The 24,846-nt window shown below is 35.3% G+C and carries 27 protein-coding genes; 21 read left to right on the forward strand and 6 right to left on the reverse strand.

The window, feature by feature from the left end; translation table 11 throughout:
- Window positions 1-9 precede the first annotated feature (9 nt).
- From sdaAB to CLOLE_RS09580, 4 genes are all read left to right on the forward strand, one after another.
- Window positions 10-678, forward strand: coding sequence for an L-serine ammonia-lyase, iron-sulfur-dependent subunit beta (gene sdaAB / locus CLOLE_RS09565; RefSeq protein WP_013656910.1), 669 nt, complete (start codon window positions 10-12; stop codon window positions 676-678).
- 11 nt (window positions 679-689) lie between these two features.
- On the forward strand, window positions 690-1,556 hold the full coding sequence (sdaAA, locus tag CLOLE_RS09570) for an L-serine ammonia-lyase, iron-sulfur-dependent, subunit alpha (protein WP_013656911.1): 867 nt from the start codon (window positions 690-692) through the stop codon (window positions 1,554-1,556).
- 80 nt (window positions 1,557-1,636) lie between these two features.
- Window positions 1,637-2,494 carry an NAD(P)/FAD-dependent oxidoreductase gene (locus CLOLE_RS09575; RefSeq protein ID WP_013656912.1) on the forward strand — a complete coding sequence of 286 codons (858 nt, stop codon included), beginning with the start codon at window positions 1,637-1,639 and terminating at the stop codon, window positions 2,492-2,494.
- Between the two features lie 103 nt (window positions 2,495-2,597).
- Window positions 2,598-3,293, forward strand: a complete 696-nt coding sequence (locus CLOLE_RS09580) for a hypothetical protein (protein WP_013656913.1) — start codon at window positions 2,598-2,600, stop codon at window positions 3,291-3,293.
- Window positions 3,294-3,343: 50 nt separating this feature from the next.
- Here CLOLE_RS09580 and CLOLE_RS09585 read toward each other — a convergent pair whose 3' ends face one another.
- Window positions 3,344-4,231 (reverse strand): DegV family protein, encoded by an 888-nt coding sequence (locus CLOLE_RS09585; RefSeq protein WP_013656914.1) that lies wholly within the window; start codon window positions 4,229-4,231, stop codon window positions 3,344-3,346.
- A gap of 162 nt (window positions 4,232-4,393) precedes the next feature.
- On the opposite strand from CLOLE_RS09585, the gene CLOLE_RS09590 reads away from it, so the two are divergent.
- The 11 genes from CLOLE_RS09590 (at window position 4,394) to CLOLE_RS09645 (ending at window position 15,005) form a co-directional block, all read left to right on the forward strand.
- Window positions 4,394-4,852 (forward strand): metal-dependent transcriptional regulator, encoded by a 459-nt coding sequence (locus CLOLE_RS09590; RefSeq protein ID WP_013656915.1) that lies wholly within the window; start codon window positions 4,394-4,396, stop codon window positions 4,850-4,852.
- 61 nt (window positions 4,853-4,913) lie between these two features.
- Window positions 4,914-6,334, forward strand: a protein-coding gene (locus CLOLE_RS22440; protein ID WP_242825766.1) for an IS3 family transposase whose coding sequence is annotated in 2 segments (ribosomal slippage) — window positions 4,914-5,400 and window positions 5,400-6,334 — 1,422 coding nt in all. Because the reading frame shifts where the segments join, the coding sequence is not laid out codon by codon here.
- A 178-nt stretch (window positions 6,335-6,512) separates the two neighbouring features.
- A complete protein-coding gene (locus CLOLE_RS09605) occupies window positions 6,513-8,174 on the forward strand; it encodes a putative polysaccharide biosynthesis protein (protein ID WP_013656916.1) in 1,662 nt (553 codons plus the stop codon).
- A 105-nt stretch (window positions 8,175-8,279) separates the two neighbouring features.
- Window positions 8,280-8,909, forward strand: a complete 630-nt coding sequence (locus CLOLE_RS09610) for a hypothetical protein (RefSeq protein ID WP_013656917.1) — start codon at window positions 8,280-8,282, stop codon at window positions 8,907-8,909.
- Window positions 8,910-8,955: 46 nt separating this feature from the next.
- The gene (locus CLOLE_RS09615; RefSeq protein ID WP_041712946.1) at window positions 8,956-10,197 is read left to right on the forward strand and encodes a BaiN/RdsA family NAD(P)/FAD-dependent oxidoreductase; all 1,242 of its coding nucleotides are present in this window, start codon (window positions 8,956-8,958) and stop codon (window positions 10,195-10,197) included.
- Complete coding sequence (locus CLOLE_RS09620) at window positions 10,194-11,786, forward strand: NAD(P)/FAD-dependent oxidoreductase (RefSeq protein ID WP_013656919.1); 1,593 nt, start codon at window positions 10,194-10,196, stop codon at window positions 11,784-11,786. Before CLOLE_RS09615 ends, CLOLE_RS09620 begins: the two co-directional genes overlap by 4 nt.
- Window positions 11,787-11,957: 171 nt before the next feature.
- A complete protein-coding gene (gene hpt / locus CLOLE_RS09625; protein WP_013656920.1) occupies window positions 11,958-12,497 on the forward strand; it encodes a hypoxanthine phosphoribosyltransferase in 540 nt (179 codons plus the stop codon).
- An 88-nt stretch (window positions 12,498-12,585) separates the two neighbouring features.
- Window positions 12,586-13,314 carry an AzlC family ABC transporter permease gene (locus CLOLE_RS09630; protein WP_013656921.1) on the forward strand — a complete coding sequence of 243 codons (729 nt, stop codon included), beginning with the start codon at window positions 12,586-12,588 and terminating at the stop codon, window positions 13,312-13,314.
- Window positions 13,290-13,589, forward strand: a complete 300-nt coding sequence (locus CLOLE_RS09635; RefSeq protein ID WP_013656922.1) for an AzlD domain-containing protein — start codon at window positions 13,290-13,292, stop codon at window positions 13,587-13,589. Before CLOLE_RS09630 ends, CLOLE_RS09635 begins: the two co-directional genes overlap by 25 nt.
- Before the next feature lie 27 nt (window positions 13,590-13,616).
- Entirely contained in the window at window positions 13,617-14,330 is a 714-nt protein-coding gene (gene sfsA, locus CLOLE_RS09640) for a DNA/RNA nuclease SfsA (RefSeq protein WP_242825782.1), read from the forward strand.
- Window positions 14,331-14,345: 15 nt separating this feature from the next.
- Entirely contained in the window at window positions 14,346-15,005 is a 660-nt protein-coding gene (locus tag CLOLE_RS09645) for an HAD family hydrolase (RefSeq protein ID WP_013656924.1), read from the forward strand.
- A gap of 60 nt (window positions 15,006-15,065) precedes the next feature.
- Here the strand turns inward: CLOLE_RS09645 and CLOLE_RS09650 are convergent, their stop codons facing one another.
- Both CLOLE_RS09650 and yfcE read right to left on the reverse strand, forming a co-directional pair.
- Window positions 15,066-15,806 (reverse strand): peptidylprolyl isomerase, encoded by a 741-nt coding sequence (locus CLOLE_RS09650; RefSeq protein ID WP_013656925.1) that lies wholly within the window; start codon window positions 15,804-15,806, stop codon window positions 15,066-15,068.
- A 125-nt stretch (window positions 15,807-15,931) separates the two neighbouring features.
- The gene (gene yfcE / locus CLOLE_RS09655; RefSeq protein WP_013656926.1) at window positions 15,932-16,477 is read right to left on the reverse strand and encodes a phosphodiesterase; all 546 of its coding nucleotides are present in this window, start codon (window positions 16,475-16,477) and stop codon (window positions 15,932-15,934) included.
- A gap of 148 nt (window positions 16,478-16,625) precedes the next feature.
- On the opposite strand from yfcE, the gene CLOLE_RS09660 reads away from it, so the two are divergent.
- The 5 genes from CLOLE_RS09660 to ybaK all read left to right on the forward strand — a co-directional run bounded on the left by CLOLE_RS09660 (window position 16,626) and on the right by ybaK (window position 20,168).
- Complete coding sequence (locus CLOLE_RS09660) at window positions 16,626-17,372, forward strand: ABC transporter ATP-binding protein (protein WP_013656927.1); 747 nt, start codon at window positions 16,626-16,628, stop codon at window positions 17,370-17,372.
- Window positions 17,365-18,171, forward strand: coding sequence for an ABC transporter permease (locus CLOLE_RS09665; RefSeq protein ID WP_013656928.1), 807 nt, complete (start codon window positions 17,365-17,367; stop codon window positions 18,169-18,171). The genes CLOLE_RS09660 and CLOLE_RS09665 overlap by 8 nt, the downstream gene beginning before the upstream one ends.
- Before the next feature lie 63 nt (window positions 18,172-18,234).
- Window positions 18,235-19,245, forward strand: a complete 1,011-nt coding sequence (locus CLOLE_RS09670; protein WP_013656929.1) for an ABC transporter substrate-binding protein — start codon at window positions 18,235-18,237, stop codon at window positions 19,243-19,245.
- Window positions 19,246-19,322: 77 nt separating this feature from the next.
- Window positions 19,323-19,583 carry a YkgJ family cysteine cluster protein gene (locus CLOLE_RS09675; protein ID WP_013656930.1) on the forward strand — a complete coding sequence of 87 codons (261 nt, stop codon included), beginning with the start codon at window positions 19,323-19,325 and terminating at the stop codon, window positions 19,581-19,583.
- 105 nt (window positions 19,584-19,688) lie between these two features.
- Window positions 19,689-20,168 (forward strand): Cys-tRNA(Pro) deacylase, encoded by a 480-nt coding sequence (gene ybaK, locus CLOLE_RS09680; protein WP_013656931.1) that lies wholly within the window; start codon window positions 19,689-19,691, stop codon window positions 20,166-20,168.
- Here ybaK and CLOLE_RS09685 read toward each other — a convergent pair.
- From CLOLE_RS09685 to CLOLE_RS09695, 3 genes are all read right to left on the reverse strand, one after another.
- Window positions 20,158-21,255, reverse strand: coding sequence for a DUF3810 domain-containing protein (locus CLOLE_RS09685; RefSeq protein WP_013656932.1), 1,098 nt, complete (start codon window positions 21,253-21,255; stop codon window positions 20,158-20,160). The two genes, ybaK and CLOLE_RS09685, sit on opposite strands and share 11 nt — an antisense overlap.
- 134 nt (window positions 21,256-21,389) lie before the next feature.
- Window positions 21,390-22,250 (reverse strand): patatin-like phospholipase family protein, encoded by an 861-nt coding sequence (locus tag CLOLE_RS09690; protein WP_013656933.1) that lies wholly within the window; start codon window positions 22,248-22,250, stop codon window positions 21,390-21,392.
- A 113-nt stretch (window positions 22,251-22,363) separates the two neighbouring features.
- Entirely contained in the window at window positions 22,364-22,981 is a 618-nt protein-coding gene (locus CLOLE_RS09695; protein ID WP_013656934.1) for a DedA family protein, read from the reverse strand.
- Window positions 22,982-23,187: 206 nt separating this feature from the next.
- Between CLOLE_RS09695 and CLOLE_RS09700 the strand changes: the two genes are divergently transcribed.
- Window positions 23,188-24,783 (forward strand): ABC-F family ATP-binding cassette domain-containing protein, encoded by a 1,596-nt coding sequence (locus CLOLE_RS09700; RefSeq protein ID WP_013656935.1) that lies wholly within the window; start codon window positions 23,188-23,190, stop codon window positions 24,781-24,783.
- The last annotated feature ends 63 nt before the right edge of the window (window positions 24,784-24,846 follow it).

Raw genomic sequence — 24,846 nt, forward strand, 5'->3', positions numbered from 1 at the left:
GGATGACAGATGAAAGAATTAAGTGTATTTGACATTATCGGGCCTAATATGATTGGGCCATCTAGTTCACATACGGCAGGTGCCCTTAAAATAGCAAGAGTAGCTTATAAGCTAGCACCTGAAATCATTTCTAAGGTAACCTTCGTTTTATATGGTTCTTTTGCTAAAACTTATAGAGGACATGGGACAGATAGAGCCTTAGTGGCTGGATTATTAGGAATGGGACAAGAAGATGAACGTATAAAAGAAGCCTTTTCTTATGCCAAGGAAGCAGGGCTTCATTATATTTTCGAAACTAGTAATGATGAACATATTAAACACCCCAACACAGTAGAAATTATAGTAGAAGATGAAAAGGGGTGCCCTTTTAGTATAGTAGGATCTTCTATAGGTGGTGGTGCCATTAGTATTGATAAGGTTAATGGTATGGAAGTTTTCTTTGATGGAGAATATGAAACTTTATTTATTAATCATGAAGATAGGACAGGTGTTGTAGCACATATTACACAGTGTTTAAGTGAATGGCAAATTAATATTGCTTATATGAGGTCTTATCGTCAAGCAAAAGGAGAAGTAGCCTCTACCATTATTGAAACAGATCAACCCATTTGTGATGAAGTTTTAGCAGCGATTATGGAAAATTCATCTGTACAATATGCTAAAAAGATTAACTTATAGAGGAGCAGCTTATGAATTTTATAAGTAGTAAAGAATTACTTGCATTATGCGAAGAAAAAAATTATACCTTGTCAGAAGCTATGTTAGAAAGAGAAATAGAACTATTTCACCACAGCGAAACCAAAGTATTAGGGCAAATGGCACATGCTTATGATATCATGAAAAAAGCTGTAAAGCGTGCCTTGACAGAAGAACTTGTTTCTATGGGTGGCTTAATAGGTGGAGAAAGTAAAAAGCTCTTTTTCAAAGAGGAGTCTTCTGTATGTGGTGATTTAATGCGTAAAGCCATTAGCTATGCAGTAGGTGTATTAGAGGTCAATAGCTCTATGGGGCTTATTGTGGCAGCACCTACAGCAGGTTCTTCAGGTGTTATTCCAGGTGCTTTAATTGCCGTTCAAGAAGCTTTTCATTTAAGTGAAGAACAAATGGTAAAAGCATTATTTAATGCAGGGGCAGTAGGTTATTTAATTACACGCAATGCAACTGTATCAGGGGCAGAAGGTGGCTGCCAAGCTGAAGTAGGTGCAGCATCAGCTATGGCAGCTTCTGCTGTATGTGAGTTAAGAGGTGGTACACCTAAACAATGTTTAGATGCAGCTTCCACAGCTTTAACCAATATTATAGGACTTGTTTGTGATCCTATTGCAGGACTTGTAGAAGCACCTTGTCAAAAGCGTAATGCTATGGGCGTGGCCAATGCTTTAATAAGTGCAGAAATGACATTATGTGGTATTTCACATTTGATTCCTTTTGATGAGACGGTAGAAGCTATGTATCGTGTAGGTCATAGTATGCCCAGTGAATTAAGAGAAACAGCACTGGGAGGAGTAGCCAGCACACCAACAGCTTGTCAGCTTTGTAAAGGAATATTTGAATAAAGGATGACAAAGTAATGAGATTCATAATATAATTAAAGTAGCACTATCAAGTGTGCAGAGATAAGAATGGAGGTAAAGGCATGTTAGATATAGCCATTATTGGTGCTGGCCCAGCAGGACTTTCTGCAGCTATCACAGGGGTTATTCGTAATAAAAAAGTAAAAGTATTTGGTAATCCACCATCTACTAGCTATATATATAAAGCTGAACGAGTTGATAATTATATAGGGATGCTAGGCGTATCTGGTAAAGAAATGATGGAAACATTTACGAGTCATGCAAAAGACTTAGGTGTAGAAATTGAAAATAAAAAGGTCATTGAGATTTTTCAAATGGGTAATTATTATACTTTAAATGTAGAAAATGAATTCATAGAAGCTAAAACAGTTATTTTAGCCAATGGTTTAACGAAGACAGCTGTTTTAGAAGGTGAAAATGAATTTCTGGGTAGAGGTGTCAGTTATTGTGCAACCTGTGATGGCCCACTTTATAGAGGAAAGGCAGTTGTTGTAATTGGTGATTCTATTCATGCAGAAGAAGATGCTAATTACCTAGCAGAAGTATGTGAGCAAGTTTACTATATTCCACTTTATAAAGAAATTAGTCATTTAGATGGACGTATAGAGGTACTTAAAGCTAGACCTAAACGTATTTTTGGAGAGCAAGTAGTAAAGGGACTTGATCTAGCAGAAGGAAGCTTAGATGTCAGCGGTGTCTTTATTATTAAAGATAATATTCCTACCACTAAATTATTAAGCGGTTTAGAGCTAGATAATAAATCCATACGTGTCAATCGTATGATGGAGACAAATTTACCAGGTGTTTATGCAGCAGGAGATTGTACAGGAAAACCATTTCAAGTTGCAAAAGCAGTAGGAGAAGGAAGTACTGCGGTACTTCAAGCAGTAAGCTATTTAAATACGCTTGCAAAAGCATAAAGCAAAAGATGGTGTTAAGAAATGAGCACCATCTTTTATTTTATGAGAGTGCTTGTTCTAAAAATGAGAAAACCTCCATAAATTATAAGGAGGAGGTGGGGGGATGAGTAGTAGTTATGCCATTTTGATCATCCTATGTTTAATTGCGCTATATAGTTTGTTTTTAAATTTAAAAGTAATAGGAAATAATCCTTTTATGTTACTACGTTTAGTGTGTATCTTTTTATTTATCTATTCAGCAACAAGGTATATAACTTTAGTTGTTTATGGGGATACACCCAGCTATAATCAACTAGTAGCATTAAGATATTTCTACTTTGCAACAAGTATAGGACTTACAGGAACGACACTTTCAGCTGTATGGTATGCAACACCTTTGTACCGAGAAAGAATAAAGTATCCTTATGTTTTACTAGGCTTTTTACCGTGTGCTTTATTTTATTTATATATGATACTCAAACAACCTACACGTATTGTAAAGAGTGAGAAGATAGGTTATGAGCTGATTTTAACAGGACAATTTCCAATGTACTTAAGTATTGTTCAAGGCTGCTTTGTAGGTGTTATTTTAATACTTTGTTTAATAGGTATCTGGAGATATAAGAATGTACAAATGAGGGTTCAATTAGCTATTATTATTTTGGCACAACTGGCACTTACTATTGATGGTTTAAGTTACTATGTAGACAGAATTTGGACTATCCCACCATTTACCTTAAGTGAGGCTTTTGGATTTTTTGCAGTATATTACATATTGAGTAAGCCTATCAAAGATATTAAAGGCATTAGTAATGCATAGAACAGAGCCTAATAAAAAGCAACTTCCATAAACATGGAAGTTGCTTTTTATTAGGCATCGAGTAACGTTTCGTATTTTTTTATTAAACAAATACCGGCTACATCAGGACCTGTATTAACGCCAATAGTTGTTCCAATAAAAGCAAAGTCTTCATTTAACGAGAGGTCTAATGATTTTGCTAATTCATCCCGTAGTACTTGTGCGTACTCCTCATTATCAGCATGAGCAAAAAGATAGTGATAATCTGAAGGGTGTCCTTCAATATAGTCTTTAGTCATTTCAAGGACTTTCGAAATAGCTTTTTTAGTACCACGTACCTTACCAGCTGGGAAAAGTAAGCCATCTTGTAAATAAATAAGCGGCTTAACATTAAGCATCGTACCTAGAAGAGCAGCAGCTTTTCCGATACGACCTCCGTTTTCAAGATAGTCTAGCGTTTCAACAAAGAAAAAGATTCTTGCACTTTCCCTAAGCTTAGTTGCTACTTGGACAATTTGCTTAAAAGCAAGTCCATCTGCAATCATACGTCCAATTTCTTGAACAAGAACACCTTGGCCACCAGTTGCATTAAGAGAATTAATAATTTCAATTTGCGCATTAGGATAATTTTCTAAAATAAGTTCACGAGCATTAACTGCGGCGTTATAAGAACCACTAAAATGGCCTGATAAACACACACAGATGACACTATTTCCAGCCTCAATATGGGGCTTAAAACGTTCATAATAATCATTGATTGATGGCAAAGAAGTTTTAGGGAAGATTTTCTCATCTCTTAGTCTTTGATAAAACGTTTTTAATGATAATTCTTCTATTTCCTTAAAATAATTTTCTGTATCAAAAGAAACATAAAAAGGAATTGTTTCAATGTTGTACTTACTGAGTATAGATTCAGGTAAATCACAAGAAGTATCACTTAATAGTACGATTTTAGGCATAAATTCACCTCCTTTATTTAAGATAACCTCTTATCAATTCTAATATGCACTAACTCACTCTGTCAATTCATAATTGAAACTTCTACCATAATAGGAAATAGTGCATGTGAGTGTGAACTCTTGCATATATTTATTGTAGTGATGTTTATATGGAGGGATACCATGCTTTCATCTAGCTTAGAAAAGTGCTTAGTTTGCATGTATCAAATGCTTGAAAGTGATAAGGAACTAAAGATTAGTGATCTTGCTAAGCAAATCAACCAACCTTTACAAAAAACAATACAAGCCCTTCAGCGCATGCACTATCAAAAACATATCATATACTCACCTTACCAACCCTTAAAATTAACAGAGCAAGGGAAGAGTACAGCGGAGTATTTAATGGCTAGAGATGCGCTTATCGATGAGTTCTTAGGTTTCTTGCATATTGAAAAGAATTTTAGTACGGAAAAGGAATCTATGAGTCAGTATTTATCCTACGAAAGCTTAGAGCAAATAGAAAAATTTGTGATTTTTAATAGGCAATACCCAGAGATTGCTGAGCGTTTTTCACTTCTTTTAAAAATGACACCTAAGCATACGTTATTACCACCCTTGCCTAATGGAGAAAAAAAGCTATAGGATTTGTACCGACCCCCAAAAGTTAGACCAAAAATCTAACGATTGGGAGGTCGGTATTTTTATGACAAAACATAGTTTTGAGTTTAAAAAGAAAGTGGTTTTAGAATACCTAAACGGTGAAGGTGGAACACCTTATCTTTCAACAAAGTATGGATTAGGCTCTACTTCACAATTACGCAAATGGATTAATGCATACAAGGAATTCGGAGATGCAGGATTAATGCGTTCAAGAAAAAAAGAATATTACTCTTTTGATTATAAACTTCATGTTGTAGAATTATATTTAACAAGTGAGGTTTCGTATCAAGAATTAGCTATTCAAGAAGGAATTAATAACCCAGCATTGATTTGTAACTGGGTAAATAGATTCCAAGTGGCAGGTCTTGATGCTCTAAGACCTCATAAGAAAGGTCGGAGAAAAACATTGGAAAAGACTAACTCAAAAGATGTCACGCAACTTACAAAAGATTTTACAGTAGATACGAGCATGGAACATGTACGAGAATTAGAAGATGAATTACTTAAACTTAGAATAGAGAATGCCTTTTTAAAAGAACTGAGGAGACTGCGTTTAGAGGACGAAGCAAAAACGAGAGACTTGCTAGGGTCATCAACAGTCTCCGAAGACAATTCAAACTAAAAGACCTTCTCTCGTACAGTCAAATGCCTAAGGCTACATATATGTATTGGCAAAAGCGTTTTAATAAAGAAAATCCAAACAAAGAAATTGAGGATAAGATTTTAGAAATACATAAAAATAATAAGAACTATGGATATAGAAGAATGTGTGGAGAACTTCGGAATCAAGGATATATAGTAAATAAGAAGAAGGTTCAAAGAATTATGCAGAAGTTCAACCTTCAGGTTACATCATTTACTAGAAAAAGTCGAAAATACAGTTCCTACAAAGGTAAAGTTGGAACTGTCGCACCAAATAGAATTAGAAGACGTTTTAACACGAATATACCTCATCAGAAGATAACAACTGACACAACAGAATTTAAATATTATGAGATTGATAATAAGGGTCATATGACTACGCATAAGCTTTATTTAGATCCCTTTATGGATATGTGTAGTGGTGAAATAATGAGCTTTGAAATGGGTAGACAACCATCGGCTCAGAATGTTATGAAGGCTTTAGAAAAAGCAATAGAGATTACTTCTGATTGTCCATATCGTAGAACTTTTCATTCAGATCAAGGGTGGGCTTATCAAATGAAAGCCTATTCAAACAGACTGAAAGAAGAAAAAATATTTCAAAGCATGTCAAGAAAAGGAAACTGTCATGATAATTCAGTAATGGAGAATTTTTTTGGTTTGCTGAAACAAGAAATCTATTATGGTGTTGTGTATTATAGTTATGAGGAATTAAAATCAGCAATAGAACGATATATAAAGTATTACAATGAAAAAAGAATAAAGCAAAAACTAGACTGGCTCAGTCCTGTGCAATACAGAATTAGCCTCTTAGCAGCATAAAAATGCGTAACAGACTTATCAAAAATCTGTTACGCAATAAAAGTCTAACTTTTTGGGGTCACATCAATTTCCTATGGCTTTTTTCTATGAAAAGATGTATTCAGTAAAAAAATATGCTAAAATAGGTTTAATCAGGCGAAAAAAGGACATGATTTAAAATAAAACACAGAGGAAGACTATGGAAAGTACAACAAACAAACAAAGCCTCATGAAGGGGGCAATGATTTTAAGTATAGGCGTATTAGTAAGCCGTATTATAGGTATGGTTTATCGTATCCCTATTAGAAATATTTTAACAGATGAAGGTAATTCAATTTATGGTGTGGCTTATGGGATATATGTGGTTATCTTAACTTTAACGGCTATGGCTATTCCGGGAGCTTTATCAAAGCTTATTGCAGAAAGACGTGCAGCAGGCGCTTATAAAGAAGCACAGAGGGTATATCATCTAGCTATGATTTATGCCCTAGGGGTAGCCTGTGTGATGGCAATTGTTTTATGGTGTAGTGCAGACTTTATTTCAAATACATTTTATCCAACTCAAGATGTAGCACTACCTATTAAGGCATTGGCACCTACTGTTATTATTGCAACTAGTCTGGGAGTACTTAGAGGGTATTTTCAAGGCATGGGAGATATGGTGCCTACTGCTAGTTCACAAGTTATTGAGCAGATCATTAATGTGATTTTTAGTGTTGTTTTAGCTTATAGTTTTTTAAATACAACACAGTCTCTTGTATGGGGTGCCACTGGAAGTGCTTTAGGAACGGGAATGGGAGCTATAGCAGGGCTTATTGTACTGCTCACCTTATATTTTCTCAAAAGACCTAGAATTAAGAAGGAACTAGCACATAGTACTGAATATGAATATCAAAGCACAGGGACAATCTTAAAACAGATTTTAAATATGATGATTCCTGTTATTATTAGTGCTTCGGTTTTCTCTATTATGACATCTATTGACCAATCTATGATTTCTAAGGTATTGCCAAGAAATATAGATATACTAAGAGAACAGGGTTTATTAAACTTAGTACCTGTAATGGATGCAGCCAATTTGAAAACAGATACAGTTGTAAATCATTTAAGTAGTTATCTTTCATTTCAATATATGACCTTTATGAATATTCCTGTGAGTTTGATTTTACAATTAGGATTAGCCACAGTACCAGCTATAGCAGCAGCTATGGCTGCAGGTTTATATAAAGATATTCGTAAGAAAACAAAGCTGATTTTTAAGGTAGGTTTGCTGATTGCAGCACCTTCTGCTGTAGCTTTTCTCATATTTGCTGACCCTATTCTCACATTAGTAGTAGGCGATGCCAAGGGTGCAGAGGTACTTTCAGCAGGGGCTATTGGGATTTTAGGAATGGCACTAGCACAATTAAGTGCGGGTGTATTACAAGGAATGAGTAAGCAAAGCATTCCTACCATTAATGCCGTTATAGCTTGTGCTATTAAGGTGGCTATGAATTTAGTCGCACTCTCTATTCCGGCACTTAATATTTATGGCTTTATTCATAGTACAACTTTATGTTATGTTATTTATGCGATTTTAAATATACGTTACTTATGTAAGCATCTTCATATTAAATTTAATTGGAAAAAACTTTTACTTAAACCTATGATTTGTGCAGGGGTAATGGGAATCATCAGTTATGCTATTTATGCACTTCTAATCTTCATAGGTGTTTCAGCTAAGTTAAGCATTTTAGTGGTAATACCTATAGCTGCTATTATTTACTTCCTTGTAGGCCTTGCAACTCATACGATTTCAAGGTCTGACCTATTATCTTTCCCAGGTGGTAAAAAAGTAGTTGCATTTCTTGAAAGAGCATAAAAATTAAAAATTTATATTAAAAACACTTCCTAAATGTATAAAAATTAAAAATTTACACATAATCTCAATAAGTTTATACTTATCAAAGATAAAGGAAGTGCCATTATGTTAGAGAAAAAACAATATTGGATAACGTTATTAGTAGCTGCCATAGCGTTTTTTATCCTTTTTATAGCTGCTTATTTCATTGTAATGGGAAGAAATAAAGTAGTAGCTCCTATGGCAGGACAAGTAGTATTAGAACAACAAAATGTTTCTAAGACGTTATCAAGTAATCAATTGCAAATCACAAGAATTTTGCCTAGCACCAAAATACTTCTTTGTTTACAAACAAATGATCAAGAAAAGATGGAAAGTGTGACGTTAAATGCAACGAGCCTATTAGGACTTACCGAACAGGAGTTAAAAGAGCGTTTTAAAGATTGTAGTATTGAAACCTTTAACGAGGATGAGGTTAAGCTTTTAAAAACAGCCGATTTGGATTCATTAGCATTCAAGCAAACAAGTGAAGCTAGAAGTTATGCGTTAGGTGTAGAAGGCGATGAGATTTGTATTAAAGAAGTGGTAACAGGAGTAGTAGTGGGTCATATTGCACGTAAGGCAACAGACTTTTCTAGCTATCTTTATAGCTTACTTTTAAAAGAAAGTATTACGATTACAACCATGCAAAAAGAGGCACTTTTAAAAGATGCAAGTGTACTCCAAAGAATATTACAAGATTATGTTGGTGAATAAGGCTGCCTACGGGCAGTCTTATTCGCCGTATGAAGGAGGATATAGCGTGAAAGAAGTCGTTATTATTGGAGGGGGAGCGTCAGGATTAGTGGCTGCCATTGTAGCAGCCAGAAGAGGCGCTAAGGTTTGCTTATTAGAAAGGTTAAGTCGTGTAGGTAAAAAAATACTTGTGACGGGAAATGGGAGATGCAACATAACCAATACCCAGCTAAAAGCAAACTGCTATCATACCAGTAGTGAAGTGTATCCTATTATGGGACCTATTGAACGCTTTGGATATGAAGAAACAAAGACTTTTTTTGAAGAATTAGGCATCGCATTTTTAGTAGAAGGACAAAAAGTTTATCCTTGCTCTGAGCAAGCAACAAGTGTTTTGGATGTCCTTCGCATGGAAGCTGAGCGCTTACAAGTAGAGATTTTAACAGATGTAAAGGTAACAGATTTATTTTATAAAAAAGATGGATGGCAGATTGTGGGTGAACAAGGACAAACTTATGCTAGTAAAAAAGTTATTGTAGCAACAGGAGGAATGGCAAATGCAAGTTTAGGCTGTGACGGCACAGGATATAACTTGTTAAAACGTCTAGGTCATCAGATTACACCTACCTTTCCTATATTAGTTCATATGCTGTCATCATCGCCGTATTGTAAGATGATGATGGGGACTAAGGTAAAAGCAGATGTTAAAATAGAAGTAGAAGGCAAGGTTATGAGAGAAGATTATGGAGAAGTTCTTTTTACAGAGGATGGATTATCAGGGCCTCCTATTTTCCAGTTAAGTCGTATTGCTTCACGAGCAAAGTTAGAGAAGCAATCAGCCAAAGTAGTCATAGACCTTTTTAAAGACATCAGTTATGATGAAATGGTAAGCTTATTATATGAGCGTATTGCAAGGCATCCTGAACGTTCAATAGAAGAGCTTTTTATTGGTTTACTGCATAAACGTATCATCGTACCTGTGCTAAAAGCAGCTACTATTGTACAAATAGGAAGACCGTGTGAGAACTTAGAATATGATGAGATAGCGCGTATTGCTACTACTTTAAAGGGTTTTACTTTTCCTGTAGAAGGAACGCGGGGCTATAAATATGCTCAAGTCACTGCAGGAGGCGTTAAAATAGATGAAGTGGATTTAAGTACCATGGGCTCTTTAAAAGCTAAAGATTTATATATTACTGGAGAAGTATTAGATGTAGATGGGGATTGTGGTGGATATAATCTGCAATGGGCCTGGTCAACAGGTTTCATTGCAGGAGAAAGTGTAAGTAGAAATGGAGTAAAGGCATGATTAGAGTACAAGATATCAAATTAAATTTGAATGAGGAGCTATCGCTACTTCCAGAGAAGATTGCTAAAAAATTAAAAATAAAAACATCTGATATTTTAGAGTATCGTATTTTTAAAGAAGCAATTGATGCTAGGAAAAAAAAGGATATTAAGCTAGTGTATACTGTAGATGTAGCTACCACTAAGGATAAGCAGCTATTAGCCAAGATGCCAGAGCTTAAGTGGGAGTCTATGGCTTATGTTTGCCCTATCAAAGGGAATCAATGGTTAAAGCATAGACCTGTTGTAGTAGGAAGTGGTCCTTGTGGATTATTTGCAGCACTTATTTTAGCGCAAGAAGGGTTTAAACCTATTGTGTTAGAACGTGGTAAAGCTGTAGATGCGCGTGTAGAGGATGTAGAGCACTTTTGGCAGACAGGTAGCTTCGATCCTACTTCTAATGTACAATTTGGAGAAGGTGGCGCAGGTACTTTTTCAGATGGCAAATTAACGACACAAATTAAAAATAAGCGTTGTCATAAAGTATTAGAGGAAATGGTGAAAGCCGGTGCACCAGATAATATTCTTTATAAGAATAAACCTCATGTTGGAACCGATATTTTAAGAGATGTTGTTAAAAATATACGTGAGACAATTATAAAACTGGGTGGTGAATACCGTTTTGAAAGTCAAGTAACGGATATTGAATATGAGCACGGTGAAGTTAAGGCTGTGATTATTAATGATAAAGAACGTCTAGAAACACAGATTTGTATTTTGGCTATTGGACATAGTGCAAGAGATACTTTTATAATGCTCAATAATCGTCAAATTCACATGGAGCAGAAGCCATTCTCTATGGGTATGCGCATAGAGCATTTGCAAGAATGGATTAATGAAGCACAATTTGGAGAAGAAAATAAGAATCATGAAAAACTGGGAGCAGCTGAATACAAACTCGTTCATCATTGTGCAAATGGACGTACCGCTTATAGCTTTTGTATGTGCCCAGGTGGTTATGTTATTGCTTCAGCTTCAGAAGAAGGCAGAGTGGTAACCAATGGCATGAGTGAACATAGCCGTGATGGTAAGAATGCTAATAGTGCTATTTTGGTAAATGTAGGTCCTAAAGATTATGGTAGTGATGATCCTCTGGCAGGAATGCACTTACAGCGTGAGTTAGAAGAATTGGCTTTTCATCTAGGAGGAGAAGATTATAAGGCACCTGTGCAGCTTCTTGGAGATTTTCTTAATAACCAAGCAAGTACACAAATTGGGATAGTGAAACCGACGTATACACTAGGTGTGAAGCTGACGAATATGAGAGCTGCTTTACCTGACTTTATAACAAGTGCTATAGATGAAGCTATGAAGGTCTTTGGACAAAAAATAAAAGGTTTTGACCATCCAGAAGCATTATTTACCGGCTTTGAGACAAGAAGTTCATCACCAATCCGTTTACCAAGAAATGAGGCTTATGAAAGTAATGTAAAAGGCCTTTATCCAGCAGGAGAAGGAGCAGGCTATGCAGGTGGTATTACTTCAGCAGCAGTAGATGGCATTCAAGTAGCAGAGGCTATTATTCAAAAATATGCTGGCATTAATGAATAAGTCATAATAGGATAACAAAAGCTAAAAGTGAATCAAAGCTTTTAGCTTTTTTACTTGTTTTATAAAGAATAATGGCCTAAAATGAAGGTAATTGTATTTATAAATTTGAAATCTGAACGTTATGTGTTATAATAAAAATATAGTTCGATTTTACATTAAAGGAGTCATCTCATGAGAGCAGATATTGAAGAAATTTTATATTCAGAAGAAGCATTAAATGCACGACTAACAGAGTTAGGTGAGCAAATTACAAATGATTATACAGGTAAACCACTAACGGTTATTAGCATTTTAAAAGGTTCTAATATTTTCACTAGTGATTTAGTAAGAAAGATTAACCTACCATTAAAAATGGATTTTATGGCAGTTTCTAGCTATGGTAATGCTACTGAATCAACAGGTGTTGTAAGAATTATTAAAGACCTAGATGGTAGTGTAGAAGGCGAAAATTTACTCATTGTCGAAGATATCGTAGATAGTGGTTTAACTTTAAAATATTTAAAAGAAATTTTATTAACGAGAAACCCTGCAAGTGTTAAGATTTGTACTTTATTAGATAAACCTGCACGTCGTAAGGAAAGTGTGAACATTGATTATTTAGGTTTTGAAGTACCAGATGGATTTATTGTAGGCTATGGTATTGATTATGCAGAGCGTTATCGTAATTTACCTTATGTAGGCATATTAAAAAGATCTGTTTACGAAAAATAAGGTGTCTAATAACAGGTGATAGATAAGCACAATAGGGCAATTAGCCTTCATTGTGCTTTTTACTTAGTTCATAAATGGGGTGAAATAGATGAATAAAAAACAATTTAAAAGGGGATTAGAACTAGGAGTGCCTATCGGCCTCGGTTATTTTTCTGTATCCATTGCCTTTGGGATGTTAGCTGTAGGGAGCGGTTTATCGCCTTTAGCAGCTGTTATTATTTCTATGACCAATCTCACTTCAGCAGGTCAATTTGCTGGTGTGAGCTTAATAGCAGCTGGAGGTTCTTATATAGAGATGACATTAACAATGCTTATGATTAATGCGAGGTATTTTTTGATGTCCTTATCTTTATCGCAAAAATTTGCTAAAGACTTCAAGAGATTTGAAAAGCTACTAGTGAGTTTTGGGGTGACGGATGAAATTTTTGCAGTGGCAGCTTTAGAAAAAGAGCCAATCTGCTCAAGTTTTTTATGGGGATTAATTACTTTGCCATTTGTTGGATGGAGCTTAGGAACGTTGATGGGTGCAGTAATGAGCGGTTTTTTACCAAGTGCACTTCAAGATGCTCTAGGTATTGCTTTGTATGGGATGTTTATTGCTTTAATTATTCCAGCAGCTAAGGGAACCAAGTCGATTTTAATAACGATTTTAATAGCTGTTGCCTGTAGTTGCATTTTAAAATACATCCCAGGTTTAAACAGTATTTCTCCAGGCTTTGCAGTCATTATAGTGACACTAGTTGCAGCGGGACTTGCTGCCTATTGGTATCCCATTCAAGAGGAGGAAGACTCATGTACATCATCATCAGTATCTTAATTATGGCAGGCGTTACTTATTTCATTCGTGTGTTACCTGTAACGCTATTTCAAAAACCTATTAAGTCATTATATATTCGTTCCTTCTTACATTATGTGCCTTATGCAGTATTAGGAGCTATGACTTTTCCGCATATCTTATATAGTACAGAGTATAGCTTACATGCGGCAATGGGGATGTTAGTGGCTCTTATTTTAGGATATTTTGAAAAAAGTTTAACTTTGGTAGCTCTAGCGAGTGTGGTAGCCGTTTATTTATGTAATGTGTTATTATAAATAAAATGACGAAATGAAAGTAAAGGAATGAAAGAAATGAAATATGAAGGCATAGTCAAGGCCATTTTTATAGAACGTCCTAATCGTTTTATTGCCTTATGCAAAGTAAACCAAGAAATATGTAAAGTACATGTAAAAAATACAGGGCGATGTGCTGAGTTATTAATCAAAGGGGTGACCGTCTATCTTCAAGAAAGTGAGGATCCTAAACGTAAAACAAAATACTCATTAATTGCAGTAGAAAAAGGCAATCGTCTCATTAATATGGACTCACAGGCACCTAATGAGGTGGTAGAGGAAGCTTTAGCCAGTGGCAAGCTAAAGCTTCCTGGTATGGAAGAAGGTTTGACCTTTATTAAAAGAGAAGTAACCTATGATGCATCTCGTTTTGATTTCTACGTAGAAACCTATGAGAAAAAAGGGTTTGTAGAAGTCAAGGGCGTTACTTTAGAGCAAGATGGTTATGTGATGTTTCCTGATGCGCCTACAGAAAGAGGACTAAGACATGTAGAAGAACTAATCAAGGCAAAGCAAGAGGGATATGAGTGTTATGTTGTGTTTGTCATTCAAATGAAAGATGTGTTATACTTTAAACCTCATGTAGAAAGACAAAAGGCCTTCGCTGAGGCACTAAAAAGAGCTGATAAGTTAGGTGTGAGGCTCTTAGCTTATGATTGCCTGGTTACACCAGATACTTTAGAACTTGATCATAGCGTACAGGTTCAGTTAGAAGAAGTATAAAAAGGAGAAAAGGATATGTATCGTTTAGCAATATTTGATTTAGATGGCACCTTACTTAATTCTATAGGTGATTTGATGAGCGCGTGCAATGTGGCGCTAGCCCATTTTAACTATCCTTTACATGAAGAAAAGGATTATAAGCAATTTGTAGGGAATGGGATTTATAAGTTAGTGGAACGTGCGCTTCCTATAGAAGATAGAGGAGAGGAATGTGTCAAAGAAGTAAAGGCTGTTTTTGATGCTTATTATAAAGAACATAGTTTAGATCAAACTAGGCCCTATGAGGGAATTATAGAACTTTTAACAGCTCTTAAGGCAGAGGGAATTCCTTGCTGCGTATTGACTAATAAAGTACAGGCTTATGCCAAGGAACTTGTAAAACATTTTTTCGGAGATTTAGTAGAAGAAGTGATTGGACAAAGAGAGGGTATTCCTACTAAACCTAATCCTATAGGAGTCATACAATTATTAGAGTCTTATAAGGTAGCGCCTTCGGAGTGTATTTATGTAGGTGATTCTAATGTAGATATAAAAACAGCTGAAAATGCAGGTGTAGATGCTATTGGCGTACTTTGGGGATTTAGGGATGAAAAAGAATTAAAAGAAGCTGGAGCTACTTATTTGGCAAAAGATACACATATGCTCAAAACTCAAATTTTAGGAGAATATAAATAGTCAAAAAGCTGTTACAAGCCTCAAAATGATGGGCTGTAACAGCTTTTTTAGTAAGTAGGTTTATTGCATTTCTACAGTATACAGGCTTTCTAATTCTTGACGTTTTGCAAGATAAAGTGCTTGACGTTTTGCTAAAAGACATTGTTCTTTTACTTGTTCTTTCACTGCTTCAAGTGGTGAAAGGCCAGCAGGTGTTAGTGCTTCTAATTCAATGATGTGATAACCAAATTGTGTTTGAACAGGAGCAGAGATTTCTCCTGGTGACATAGCGAAAGCAGCAGTTTCAAACTCAGGTACCATACGACCGCGAGTAAATTCTCCTAAAGCACCGCCTTGTGAAGCAGAAGGACAAGTTGAATATTTTTTTGCAGCTTCTGCAAAAGAAAGCCCAGCTTTGATTTCCTCAGCTACTTTTTCAGCTTCTTCTAAAGTTGCTACTAATATGTGGTTAGCTTTAGCTGCTTCATCAGATTTGAATTGGCCTTGATGTGTTTCATAGTATTCTTTTACTTCTTCATCAGAAGCTGTTACGCTTTCAAGAAGTTTACCCATAGCATATTGTTTAAGTAAAGATTTAGTCATTTGCTCAAGAGCAGCAGTGAATTCTTCTTCCTTATCTAAGCCATGTTTAATCGCATCTGAGTATAGCAATTCTTGCATAACAAGTTCATCTACTAATTGTTTTTGACCTTCTTCACTTTGGAACTGCATAGCATTTTGTCCAATGCTACGAAGTAAGTCATAAAGATCAGATTGTTTGATTGCTCTGCCGTCTACAACAGCAAGTACTTTATTTTCCATTTTAAATCTCCTTTTTATCAAATAAAGAAGCTATTTATGAGCGTGTAAAAGCACTCATAAGTAGCTTCTTCTGCTTTTATGATAGTATCATGAATAAGTATAAAAGTAAATGGTGAGCGCATGGCTTATTTAACAGATAAACGACCGAGTAAACAGTGACTAAAGTCATAAACACTTAGGGTACCATTTTCATAAGTGGCATAAGTAGAAGGTCTATTTTCTTTAGGAAGAGAAATAGAACCAGGATTACAAATGACAAGGTCTCCCTCTTCACGAAGTTCCCATAAGTGTGTATGGCCATAGAGGAAAACTTGTTTGCCAGGAGATTTAGGAAAGTTCTCAGCTGCATAACGGTGTCCATGAGTTGCAAAGAGCTTAATGCCTTCATCTACAATAAGGCTATAATCACTTAAGCAAGGGAAATTTAAAAGCATTTGGTCAACCTCGGCATCACAGTTACCACGACAAGCAATAATACGATCGCTATAAGTATTTAATAGATTTACAACGCCTTGAGGATTGTGACCTTCTGGAAGAGGATTACGAGGACCGTGATAAAGAATATCTCCTAGTAAAATGAGAAAATCAAAACCTTGTTCTTCAAATAAAGAAAGCATAGGTCTTAAATAAGTTTCGCTACCATGTAAATCAGATAAAATTAAATAACGCATACAAGGCTCCCTTCTAATGTAATGATTTTATTATAGTATAACGTATTTCCTTAAAACAAGCACTATCATAGCAAGCAAATAATATTATGGTAATAAGATGACATTGAGCACTAAATATGGCGATAAAAGGGAAATGGAGCTGAAGAAAATGAATAATCGTATAGAATTACAGCATATAGATAAAAGCTTTTATACAGATGAAGGTGAAATTATAGTGCTGAAAGACCTTAGCTTAAATTTAAAACCTGGGAAGATATTGGCACTTCTTGGCCCATCAGGGAGCGGGAAGTCAACAGTACTCAATATACTAACTGATTTAATAAAGCCGAGCAGTGGAAAAGTTATGATTAATGGGAAGATAGGGTACATGTTTCAGCATGACCATTTATTAGAATGGCGTACCATTATGGATAATGTAACCATTGGTCTAGAGATTCAAAAGAAATTAAGTGAGGAAAATCGGCATAGGGTAGAGGTCTTATTAGAAAATTATGGACTAGGCGAATTTAAAAATCGTTTTCCGAAGGAATTATCAGGTGGTATGAGGCAAAGGGCAGCTCTTATTCGTACCTTGGCGACTAATCCAGATATTTTACTATTAGATGAACCATTTTCAGCATTAGACTATCAAACAAGATTATTAGTAAGTGATGATATTTATGGCATTATCAAAAAAGAGCATAAGGAAGCCATACTTGTTACTCATGACATCTCAGAGGCCATTTCAATGGCAGATGAAATCAGTGTGCTTTCTAAAAGACCTGCGTATGTAAAGCATACCTATGAAATTCATTTAACAGTTGCAGGAGATAGAACACCTCTTTCAAGTAGAAAAGCACCTGAATTTAAAGATTATTTTGATATACTGTGGAAGGAGCTGGAAACCAATGAATGATAAAAGCGAAGGCTATTTACATTATTTAAATGAAAAGAAACGAAAGAAAAGACGTATTTTAAGATGGCAGCTCATATTGTTAGTAGGTTTTATTGGGTTGTGGGAAGTAGCTGCTAGATTAGGATGGTTAAATACTTTTTTATTTAGTAGCCCTAGTGAAGTCTATCAACTTTTTTTAGTTTATATAGGAGATGGAAGTCTTTTTAAACATGTAGCTATTTCAGTTTGGGAAACGATTTTAGGTTTTTCAATAGGCACTGCTTTAGGCATTATCATAGCCATTGGTCTGTGGTGGTCAGAAACTGTTGCTAAAATATTAGACCCTGTGCTTGTAGTACTCAATGCTTTACCTAAAACAGCTTTAGCCCCCATCTTAATTGTATGGGCTGGAGCAGGTATTGGTGGTATTGTATTAACAGCAGTAACGATTTCTATAGTGACGACTATTTTGTCAGCCTATAATTATTTCATTCATATGGATGAAGAAAAGATAAAAATGTTAACCAGTTTTGGAGCTACAAAAGTACAAATTTTAACGAAGCTTATTTTGCCAGCTAACCTAGCCAATATCGTTAATATTATTAAAATTAATATTGGCTTATCTTGGGTGGGGGTGATTGTCGGAGAATTTTTAGTATCTCGTTATGGCTTAGGTTATTTGATTGTTTATGGAGGTCAGGTATTTAGGCTAGACTTAGTTATGATGGGCGTTGTCGTATTAGCAGTATGTGCTTTTGTGATGTACAGTATTGTAGGTTTTGTCGAAAAGCTTATTATTAAGAAAAGAGTCACCAAATAAAAAGCTAATGCGTATGTTATAGTAGCTTAAAGTAAAAAATTACCATTTCATGAGGTGATTGGTATGAGAAAGATTAAATCTATTTTAATTGTAACCTTATCATTTATATTACTAACCTTTGGCATGACGGGGTGCAACGAGCAAGGCCTAAAGAAGGTGACTATTGCAGAAGTAACGCATTCTATTTTTTATGCGCCACAGTATGTGGCTATAGAGGCAGGTTATTTTAAAGATGAAGGTATAGATGTTCAGCTCATTTTAACACAAGGAGCCGATAAGACTATGGCAGCGCTTCTTTCAAATGAAGCACAGGTGGGTTTCATGGGACCAGAAGCTTCTATTTATGTTTATAATCAAGGGAGTAAAGACTATGCTATTAATTTTGCACAAGTGACAAAACGTGATGGTACCTTTCTGGTAGGACGTACCGAGATTGACAGTTTTAATTTTGACATGCTTAAAGGCAAACAGATTATTGGCGGTAGAAAAGGCGGAATGCCAGAAATGACGTTAGAATATGTACTAAAAAATCAAGGCTTAACCTTAGGAGAAAACTTAGCTGAAGGAAATACTCAGGTGAGGACGGACATTCAATTTGCAGCCATGGGTGGGGCTTTTGTTGGTGGTGAAGGTGATTTCGTAACTTTATTTGAGCCAACAGCTACTCAGCTAGAAGAACAAGGTCAAGGTTATATTCTAGCTTCTATGGGACAATTATCAGGAGAAATACCTTATACAGCTTATTCAGCTTTAAGTAGTTATATGGCTAAAAATCCTGATATGATTCAAAAATTTACTAATGCTATTTACAAAGGCCAGCAATATGTGGAAACACATACAGCAGAAGAAATAGCAGATTTAATTGCACCACAGTTTAAAGAAATGAAAAAAGAACAATTAGTAAAAGTAGTGCAGCGTTATAAAGATAATGATACCTGGTGCACAGATCCTATTCTTAAAGAAGAAAGCTTAAATAGATTAATGGACGTTATGGAGCTTGCTGGAGAGCTCAATCAGCGCCCAGCTTATCAGGAGTTAGTCAATACAACCTTTGCAGAGGAAGCTGTTAAATAAAGAAGTAGACTTGCTATTTGCACATGATGAAAACTTTGTTATAATAGCTAATAAAAAGAAAGTCATCAGGTAAGACAATGAAATGTAGAGATTTTTGTGGTGCATGTTGTATTGCGCCTTCGATTAGTTCACCTATTCCAGGTATGCCTCAGGGGAAAAAGGCCAATGAAAGGTGCATTCAACTAGATGAAAACAACCGTTGTAAAATTTTTGAGGATCCTAGAAGGCCTAAAGTCTGTGGCGCATTAATGCCGAGTAAAGAGATGTGTGGCCAGTCTAAGGAAGCAGCATTAGCTTACTTAGAAACATTAGAAACAGCTACAGCACCTGGAAAATAGAAATAACAGTTTTAGCCAAATGAAAGAATTACAAGAAAAGCTATCATAAGAAGGCTAAAAGTCATCTATGATAGCTTTTTATTGAAATAGGAAAGAGGGAATAAGATGGGAAATCCAAAAACAAATGTTATGCGTCTTTTAGAACAAGCAAAAATTCCTTATGAGGTAACAACCTATGAGGTGGCAGATGGGAAAATTGATGGACAAGCAGTAGCAGCTAAAATACATAAACCAGCAGAGCAGGTTTATAAAACTTTAGTAGCAGTAGGACATTCAAAGAATAACTATGTATTTGTGGTTCCAGTAGATGAAGAATTAGATTTAAAAAAGGCAAGTAAAATAGCAGGAGAAAAAAGTATAGAAATGCTTCATGTTAAGGATTTACAAAAAACGACAGGTTATATTCGAGGAGGTTGTTCTCCTATTGGTATGAAGAAGCTGTTTAAAACTTTTATTCATCAATCAGCTGAAAGTAGAGAAGAAATAACCGTAAGCGGCGGAAAAATAGGGGTACAAGTTACGCTTGCACCCCAAGCTTTATGTGATTACATTAAAGGTAGTTTTGAAGATGTCATTAAGGCGTAACGTCTAGGGTATCGTGATAGTAGCTTAGTAGTAAGTCAACCATGCGGCCGTAGCTACGTTCACCATCACTGATGCCATTAGCTTTTAAATAAGTGTCATTGACTTTACTTGAAGCCTTTTCAATAGGGCCGCTATAGTGCTTCCAAAAGGTATTGTTATAGTGAATATCTGCTTTAACTTTATCTGAAAGCTTTGTATTTAGCTGTTTTAAAAGCTCTGGATTAGTGCTAGATAAGGCGTTATTAGTATAAGCTAATGCAAGAAGATACCCAGAGTACTCAAAATCCACATCAGGATGAACTGAGCAAGCTAGAAAAGCGATAAAATTACATTCATCCTCGCTAGCAAAGCCTCTTTGATGGGCCATTTCATGAAGTGTTGTATAAGGTAGTGCTTGTGGTAAGATAGCAACATTAACATTGGCTTCACCTGTAAACGGTGAATAAATCCCTGTAATGCCAGTGTAGTTCATATAAGTAGAGGCTAAAATAGGTTTGGGTTTACCATAGCTTCCATAAAAAATGGGGTAAAGCTTAGCAAGTTCTAGATAACCTAAATCTGCTCTGGCAAAAACACTTTTATAGCCACCAGGAATCGTCATATAACCATTTTCATCTTCGTTAACAAAAGGTCTAAGTGTATTGGCCTTTTCTATGAGGGTCTCATATAAACGTCCAAGTTCTTCGGTTGTAAAAGTCGTTCGGGTGAAACTAAGTGTATCACGTAAGGGCACACGATTATAATTAAAGCCCCATTCCCAATAGAAAAGGAAAATGAGTGTTAATCCAAAATAAAAGATATGTAAGAGACCTTTTGTAAGATGCCTCTTAAAAGGCGTAGTTCTTTTAAATGCTATGTATAACCAGATCAATAAACGATAAGCTAGACAAAGCAGTAAACTATAAATGCCAATTTCAAAAAGAGAAAGAGGTATAAAGCCAGTACAATGACTTAAAAACTGTAAAAACCATTTGTTGAAGCCTAGCGAATAATAGGTTTCAATCAAGGTAGGGGAGGAGAGACCTACAATATAAGTTAGGCCTATCATAAAAAGAATGAATATAAAGATAATGGATCGTTTTTTCATAAAGCCTCCTAGTTGTAATAGCATATCTGAATACTTCATATTATATCATATAGATTTTAGAATAGGGTGCTATTAATCGCTAAAAAAAGCAAGAAAAAGTGGACATTAGTTCATCTTTTTCTTGTTTTAAAATTTTAAAGCCAATTTTTTAAATGAGGTATTGCAGTAATAGCTTGCTCATAGCCTTGTTCAAAAAGAACTTTTAATTTATCTACATCCTTTTCAAAGCGATCAACTTCTAAAGGAAGTTCGGGTCTTAAAATAAAAACAGAACCTTCTTTTTCCAATTGATTAATGCTTTCTAAAGTTTGATTATAATGTTGATAGCGAGTGGCAATACAACGAACGACTTCGGGATACTTTTTTCCATAGGCCTTTGCTAAGCGATGCATATTTTTAGAATAGTGCTTACGATAACCTGCATTACGTGTTAAAACAATGACATTTTTTTGATTACCATCTGCTATGGATTTATCAATAGGAATCGAGTTGCAAAGCCCACCGTCTAGATAATGTTCACCTTCTATTTCCACCACTTTTGAAATAAAGGGAAGGCTACTAGAAGCACGTAGCATACGGTCTGTGTCGTCAAGGTTATTGGCTTTAGTAGGTTCAAAATAATGAGGGTTACCAGATTCACAATGGGTAACCCCTACCTTGAAAATAGTATCCGTTTGCTTAAAGGTTTCAAAATCAAAAGGATCAAGGTGCTTAGGCAAGTCGTCAAATAAAAAATTCATGCCAAAGTAACCACCTTCCCTAAAGAAATTTTTCCAACCGATAAAACGTTTATCAGTAATCCATTTGGTATAAAGACGCTCGTTTCTTCCTTTTTGCCTAGATAAATAACTGCATAAGGTGTTGGCCCCAGCAGAGACACCAATAGCATAAGGGAAGTATAGGTCATGATCTAGAAAGGCTTCCAAAATACCAGCGGCATAGGCACCACGCATCCCCCCTCCTTCTACAATAAGACCGAGTGAACTATTTGTCATAGCTGACCTCCTTTGTAAATGAATATAAAATAAGAATAATAATATATAAGTTCTAAATTATTATAATATTATTTACTTATAAAGGCAATTTTACACATGGCTTATAAATAAAATTAGCTGATTTTCTTAGCATCAGACCATTTTTTTAAGACAAAGAGGATGATGACTATGGCTAATAGAACTAAAACAATATTACTATAGGTATTTAAAATGCCTTCAATAGCTTCCCAATTATTGCCTAGATAAAAGCCTAAACTCATTAAAATAAGGTTCCAGATGGCAATACCTGTAATAGAATAAAGAGAGAATTCTAAAAGTGGCATAGCATTAACACCAGCAAAAAGAGAAATATATGTTCTTGTAAGAGGAATAACTCTAGAAAAGAAAACAGCTAGGCGGCCATAACGACCAAACCAGCTATTAAAAGTATTCATTGCTTTATGGATGCCTTTAGAAGAGCTAGAGAATTTATTTAAAAGAGGTTGCCCGCCATAATAACCAATGAAATAGCAAATATAAGAACCAACTAAGCCAGCGAGTATACTTATAAGAAAAGCAGGAAAGAAGCTGAGGTTAGTCTGTGGAATGCTCATACCTACAAAAGGAAGCACCACTTCACTGGGAATAGGGAAACAAGCATATTCTAGACCAATTACAATAAAAATACCGATATAACCTAATTCGCCAACGAAAGTCATTAGCCAATCAATAAATTGTGTGATAAATGTCATGATTAAACTCCTTTATTTTCTATTTATATTATCATATGTGGACAATGGTAAAATCATGCTGAGTTATATTCCATATTTTTATATGGCAACTCACTAGCTTGTATGTTATAATACAAAATGTTAGTAAAAAATAAGCTTAAAATTAAAAGCTCATACCTAGTTTATCAATTAGGGGTGAAATACACATATAAAGGATGATAGATTAAATGATTACAGTAAACAACATGAGCCTGCAATTTGCAGGAAAAACACTGTTTAAAGATGTTAACCTTAAATTTACACCTGAAAATTGCTATGGCGTTATTGGGGCAAATGGTGCTGGAAAATCAACTTTCTTAAAAATCTTATCAGGTGAATTAGACAGTACGACAGGTGAAGTTTCTATTCCTAAGAACATTCGTATGTCTGTTCTTAAACAAGATCATTATCAATATGACGAATGTCAAGTATTAGAAACAGTTATCCGTGGTAATGCAAGACTTTATGAAATCATGCAAGAAAAAGATGCATTATATGCGAAAGAAGATTTCACAGATGCTGATGGTGAAAGAGCAGCAGAACTAGAAGGTGAATTTGCTGAACTCAATGGTTGGGAAGCAGATTCAGAAGCTGCTCAATTACTTCAAGGGTTAGGCATCGGAACAGATTTACACTATGCTTTAATGAAAGATCTTCAAGGTGGAGAGAAAGTAAAAGTTCTTCTTGCGCAAGCTTTATTTGGTCAGCCAGGAATCTTGCTTCTAGATGAGCCTACTAACCACTTAGATATTGATTCAGTAGAGTGGCTTGAAGATTTCTTATTAGATTTCCCTGGAACTGTTATTGTTGTATCCCATGACCGTCACTTCTTAAATACAGTTTGTACACATACAGTAGATATTGACTTTGGTAAGATTAGAATGTACGTAGGTAACTATGACTTCTGGTATGAATCAAGTCAAATGATGCAACAATTAATGAAAGCACAAAATAAGAAGAAAGAAGATCAAATTAAAGAACTTCAAAACTTCATTACACGTTTCTCAGCTAATAAATCAAAAGCGAAACAAGCAACTTCTCGTCGTAAATTACTTGATAAGTTAACGTTCGATGAAATGCCTGCTTCTTCAAGAAAATATCCATTCGTTAGATTTACACCAGATCGTGAAGTTGGGAATGAAATCTTAACAGTAGAAGGTCTTACAAAAACAGTAGATGGCGTAAAAGTACTTGATAATGTAAGTTTCCGCGTTAATAAAGATGATAAAATCGTATTTATTGGAGAAAACGAAATTGCACAAACAACTTTATTTAAGATTTTAGCTGGAGAACTTGAGCCGGATGCAGGAACATTTAAATGGGGTGTAACAACTTCACAATCTTACTTCCCTAAAGATAATACAGAGTTCTTTGAAGGCTGTGACCTTAACCTTATTGATTGGTTACGTCAATATTCAGAAGATCAAACAGAAAGTTATCTTCGTGGTTTCCTTGGTCGTATGCTTTTTGCAGGAGAAGATTCACTTAAAGCTGCAAAAGTATTATCAGGGGGAGAAAAAGTACGTTGTATGCTTTCTCGTATGATGCTATCTGGGGCTAATGTTATTATGCTTGATCAACCTACTAACCACTTAGACCTTGAGTCTATTACAGCGGTAAATGATGGTTTAATTGAATTCAAAGGCAATGTGCTTTTCACTTCACATGACCATCAATTCATTCAAACAATTGCGAACCGCGTGATTGAAATTACAGAAACAGGTACAATTGATCGTCTTGGAACTTATGATGAGTTCTTAGCTTTCAAAAAAAGTAATAAGTAAAGCATAAAGGGATAGGAAACATAGATTAAGTACGAGATAAAATCTTAGCTTAATCTAGGATGA

The organism is Cellulosilyticum lentocellum DSM 5427, assembly GCF_000178835.2.
GTDB lineage: Bacteria > Bacillota > Clostridia > Lachnospirales > Cellulosilyticaceae > Cellulosilyticum > Cellulosilyticum lentocellum.

What these genes read in the sequence shown, in the direction of transcription:
- CLOLE_RS09675 (WP_013656930.1), top strand. Translation starts at nt 19,323, where the DNA reads ATGAAATGTAGAGATTTTTGTGGTGCATGTTGTATTGCGCCTTCGATT.
- CLOLE_RS09605 (WP_013656916.1), top strand. Translation starts at nt 6,513, where the DNA reads ATGGAAAGTACAACAAACAAACAAAGCCTCATGAAGGGGGCAATGATT.
- CLOLE_RS09585 (WP_013656914.1), bottom strand. Translation starts at nt 4,231, where the DNA reads ATGCCTAAAATCGTACTATTAAGTGATACTTCTTGTGATTTACCTGAA.
- CLOLE_RS09700 (WP_013656935.1), top strand. Translation starts at nt 23,188, where the DNA reads ATGATTACAGTAAACAACATGAGCCTGCAATTTGCAGGAAAAACACTG.
- CLOLE_RS09620 (WP_013656919.1), top strand. Translation starts at nt 10,194, where the DNA reads ATGATTAGAGTACAAGATATCAAATTAAATTTGAATGAGGAGCTATCG.
- CLOLE_RS09670 (WP_013656929.1), top strand. Translation starts at nt 18,235, where the DNA reads ATGAGAAAGATTAAATCTATTTTAATTGTAACCTTATCATTTATATTA.
- CLOLE_RS09635 (WP_013656922.1), top strand. Translation starts at nt 13,290, where the DNA reads ATGTACATCATCATCAGTATCTTAATTATGGCAGGCGTTACTTATTTC.
- CLOLE_RS09610 (WP_013656917.1), top strand. Translation starts at nt 8,280, where the DNA reads ATGTTAGAGAAAAAACAATATTGGATAACGTTATTAGTAGCTGCCATA.
- CLOLE_RS09695 (WP_013656934.1), bottom strand. Translation starts at nt 22,981, where the DNA reads ATGACATTTATCACACAATTTATTGATTGGCTAATGACTTTCGTTGGC.
- hpt (WP_013656920.1), top strand. Translation starts at nt 11,958, where the DNA reads ATGAGAGCAGATATTGAAGAAATTTTATATTCAGAAGAAGCATTAAAT.
- CLOLE_RS09590 (WP_013656915.1), top strand. Translation starts at nt 4,394, where the DNA reads ATGCTTTCATCTAGCTTAGAAAAGTGCTTAGTTTGCATGTATCAAATG.
- CLOLE_RS09630 (WP_013656921.1), top strand. Translation starts at nt 12,586, where the DNA reads ATGAATAAAAAACAATTTAAAAGGGGATTAGAACTAGGAGTGCCTATC.
- CLOLE_RS09575 (WP_013656912.1), top strand. Translation starts at nt 1,637, where the DNA reads ATGTTAGATATAGCCATTATTGGTGCTGGCCCAGCAGGACTTTCTGCA.
- yfcE (WP_013656926.1), bottom strand. Translation starts at nt 16,477, where the DNA reads ATGCGTTATTTAATTTTATCTGATTTACATGGTAGCGAAACTTATTTA.
- CLOLE_RS09665 (WP_013656928.1), top strand. Translation starts at nt 17,365, where the DNA reads ATGAATGATAAAAGCGAAGGCTATTTACATTATTTAAATGAAAAGAAA.
- CLOLE_RS09580 (WP_013656913.1), top strand. Translation starts at nt 2,598, where the DNA reads ATGAGTAGTAGTTATGCCATTTTGATCATCCTATGTTTAATTGCGCTA.
- sfsA (WP_242825782.1), top strand. Translation starts at nt 13,617, where the DNA reads ATGAAAGAAATGAAATATGAAGGCATAGTCAAGGCCATTTTTATAGAA.
- CLOLE_RS09690 (WP_013656933.1), bottom strand. Translation starts at nt 22,250, where the DNA reads ATGACAAATAGTTCACTCGGTCTTATTGTAGAAGGAGGGGGGATGCGT.
- CLOLE_RS09660 (WP_013656927.1), top strand. Translation starts at nt 16,626, where the DNA reads ATGAATAATCGTATAGAATTACAGCATATAGATAAAAGCTTTTATACA.
- CLOLE_RS09650 (WP_013656925.1), bottom strand. Translation starts at nt 15,806, where the DNA reads ATGGAAAATAAAGTACTTGCTGTTGTAGACGGCAGAGCAATCAAACAA.
- CLOLE_RS09685 (WP_013656932.1), bottom strand. Translation starts at nt 21,255, where the DNA reads ATGAAAAAACGATCCATTATCTTTATATTCATTCTTTTTATGATAGGC.
- ybaK (WP_013656931.1), top strand. Translation starts at nt 19,689, where the DNA reads ATGGGAAATCCAAAAACAAATGTTATGCGTCTTTTAGAACAAGCAAAA.
- sdaAB (WP_013656910.1), top strand. Translation starts at nt 10, where the DNA reads ATGAAAGAATTAAGTGTATTTGACATTATCGGGCCTAATATGATTGGG.
- sdaAA (WP_013656911.1), top strand. Translation starts at nt 690, where the DNA reads ATGAATTTTATAAGTAGTAAAGAATTACTTGCATTATGCGAAGAAAAA.
- CLOLE_RS09645 (WP_013656924.1), top strand. Translation starts at nt 14,346, where the DNA reads ATGTATCGTTTAGCAATATTTGATTTAGATGGCACCTTACTTAATTCT.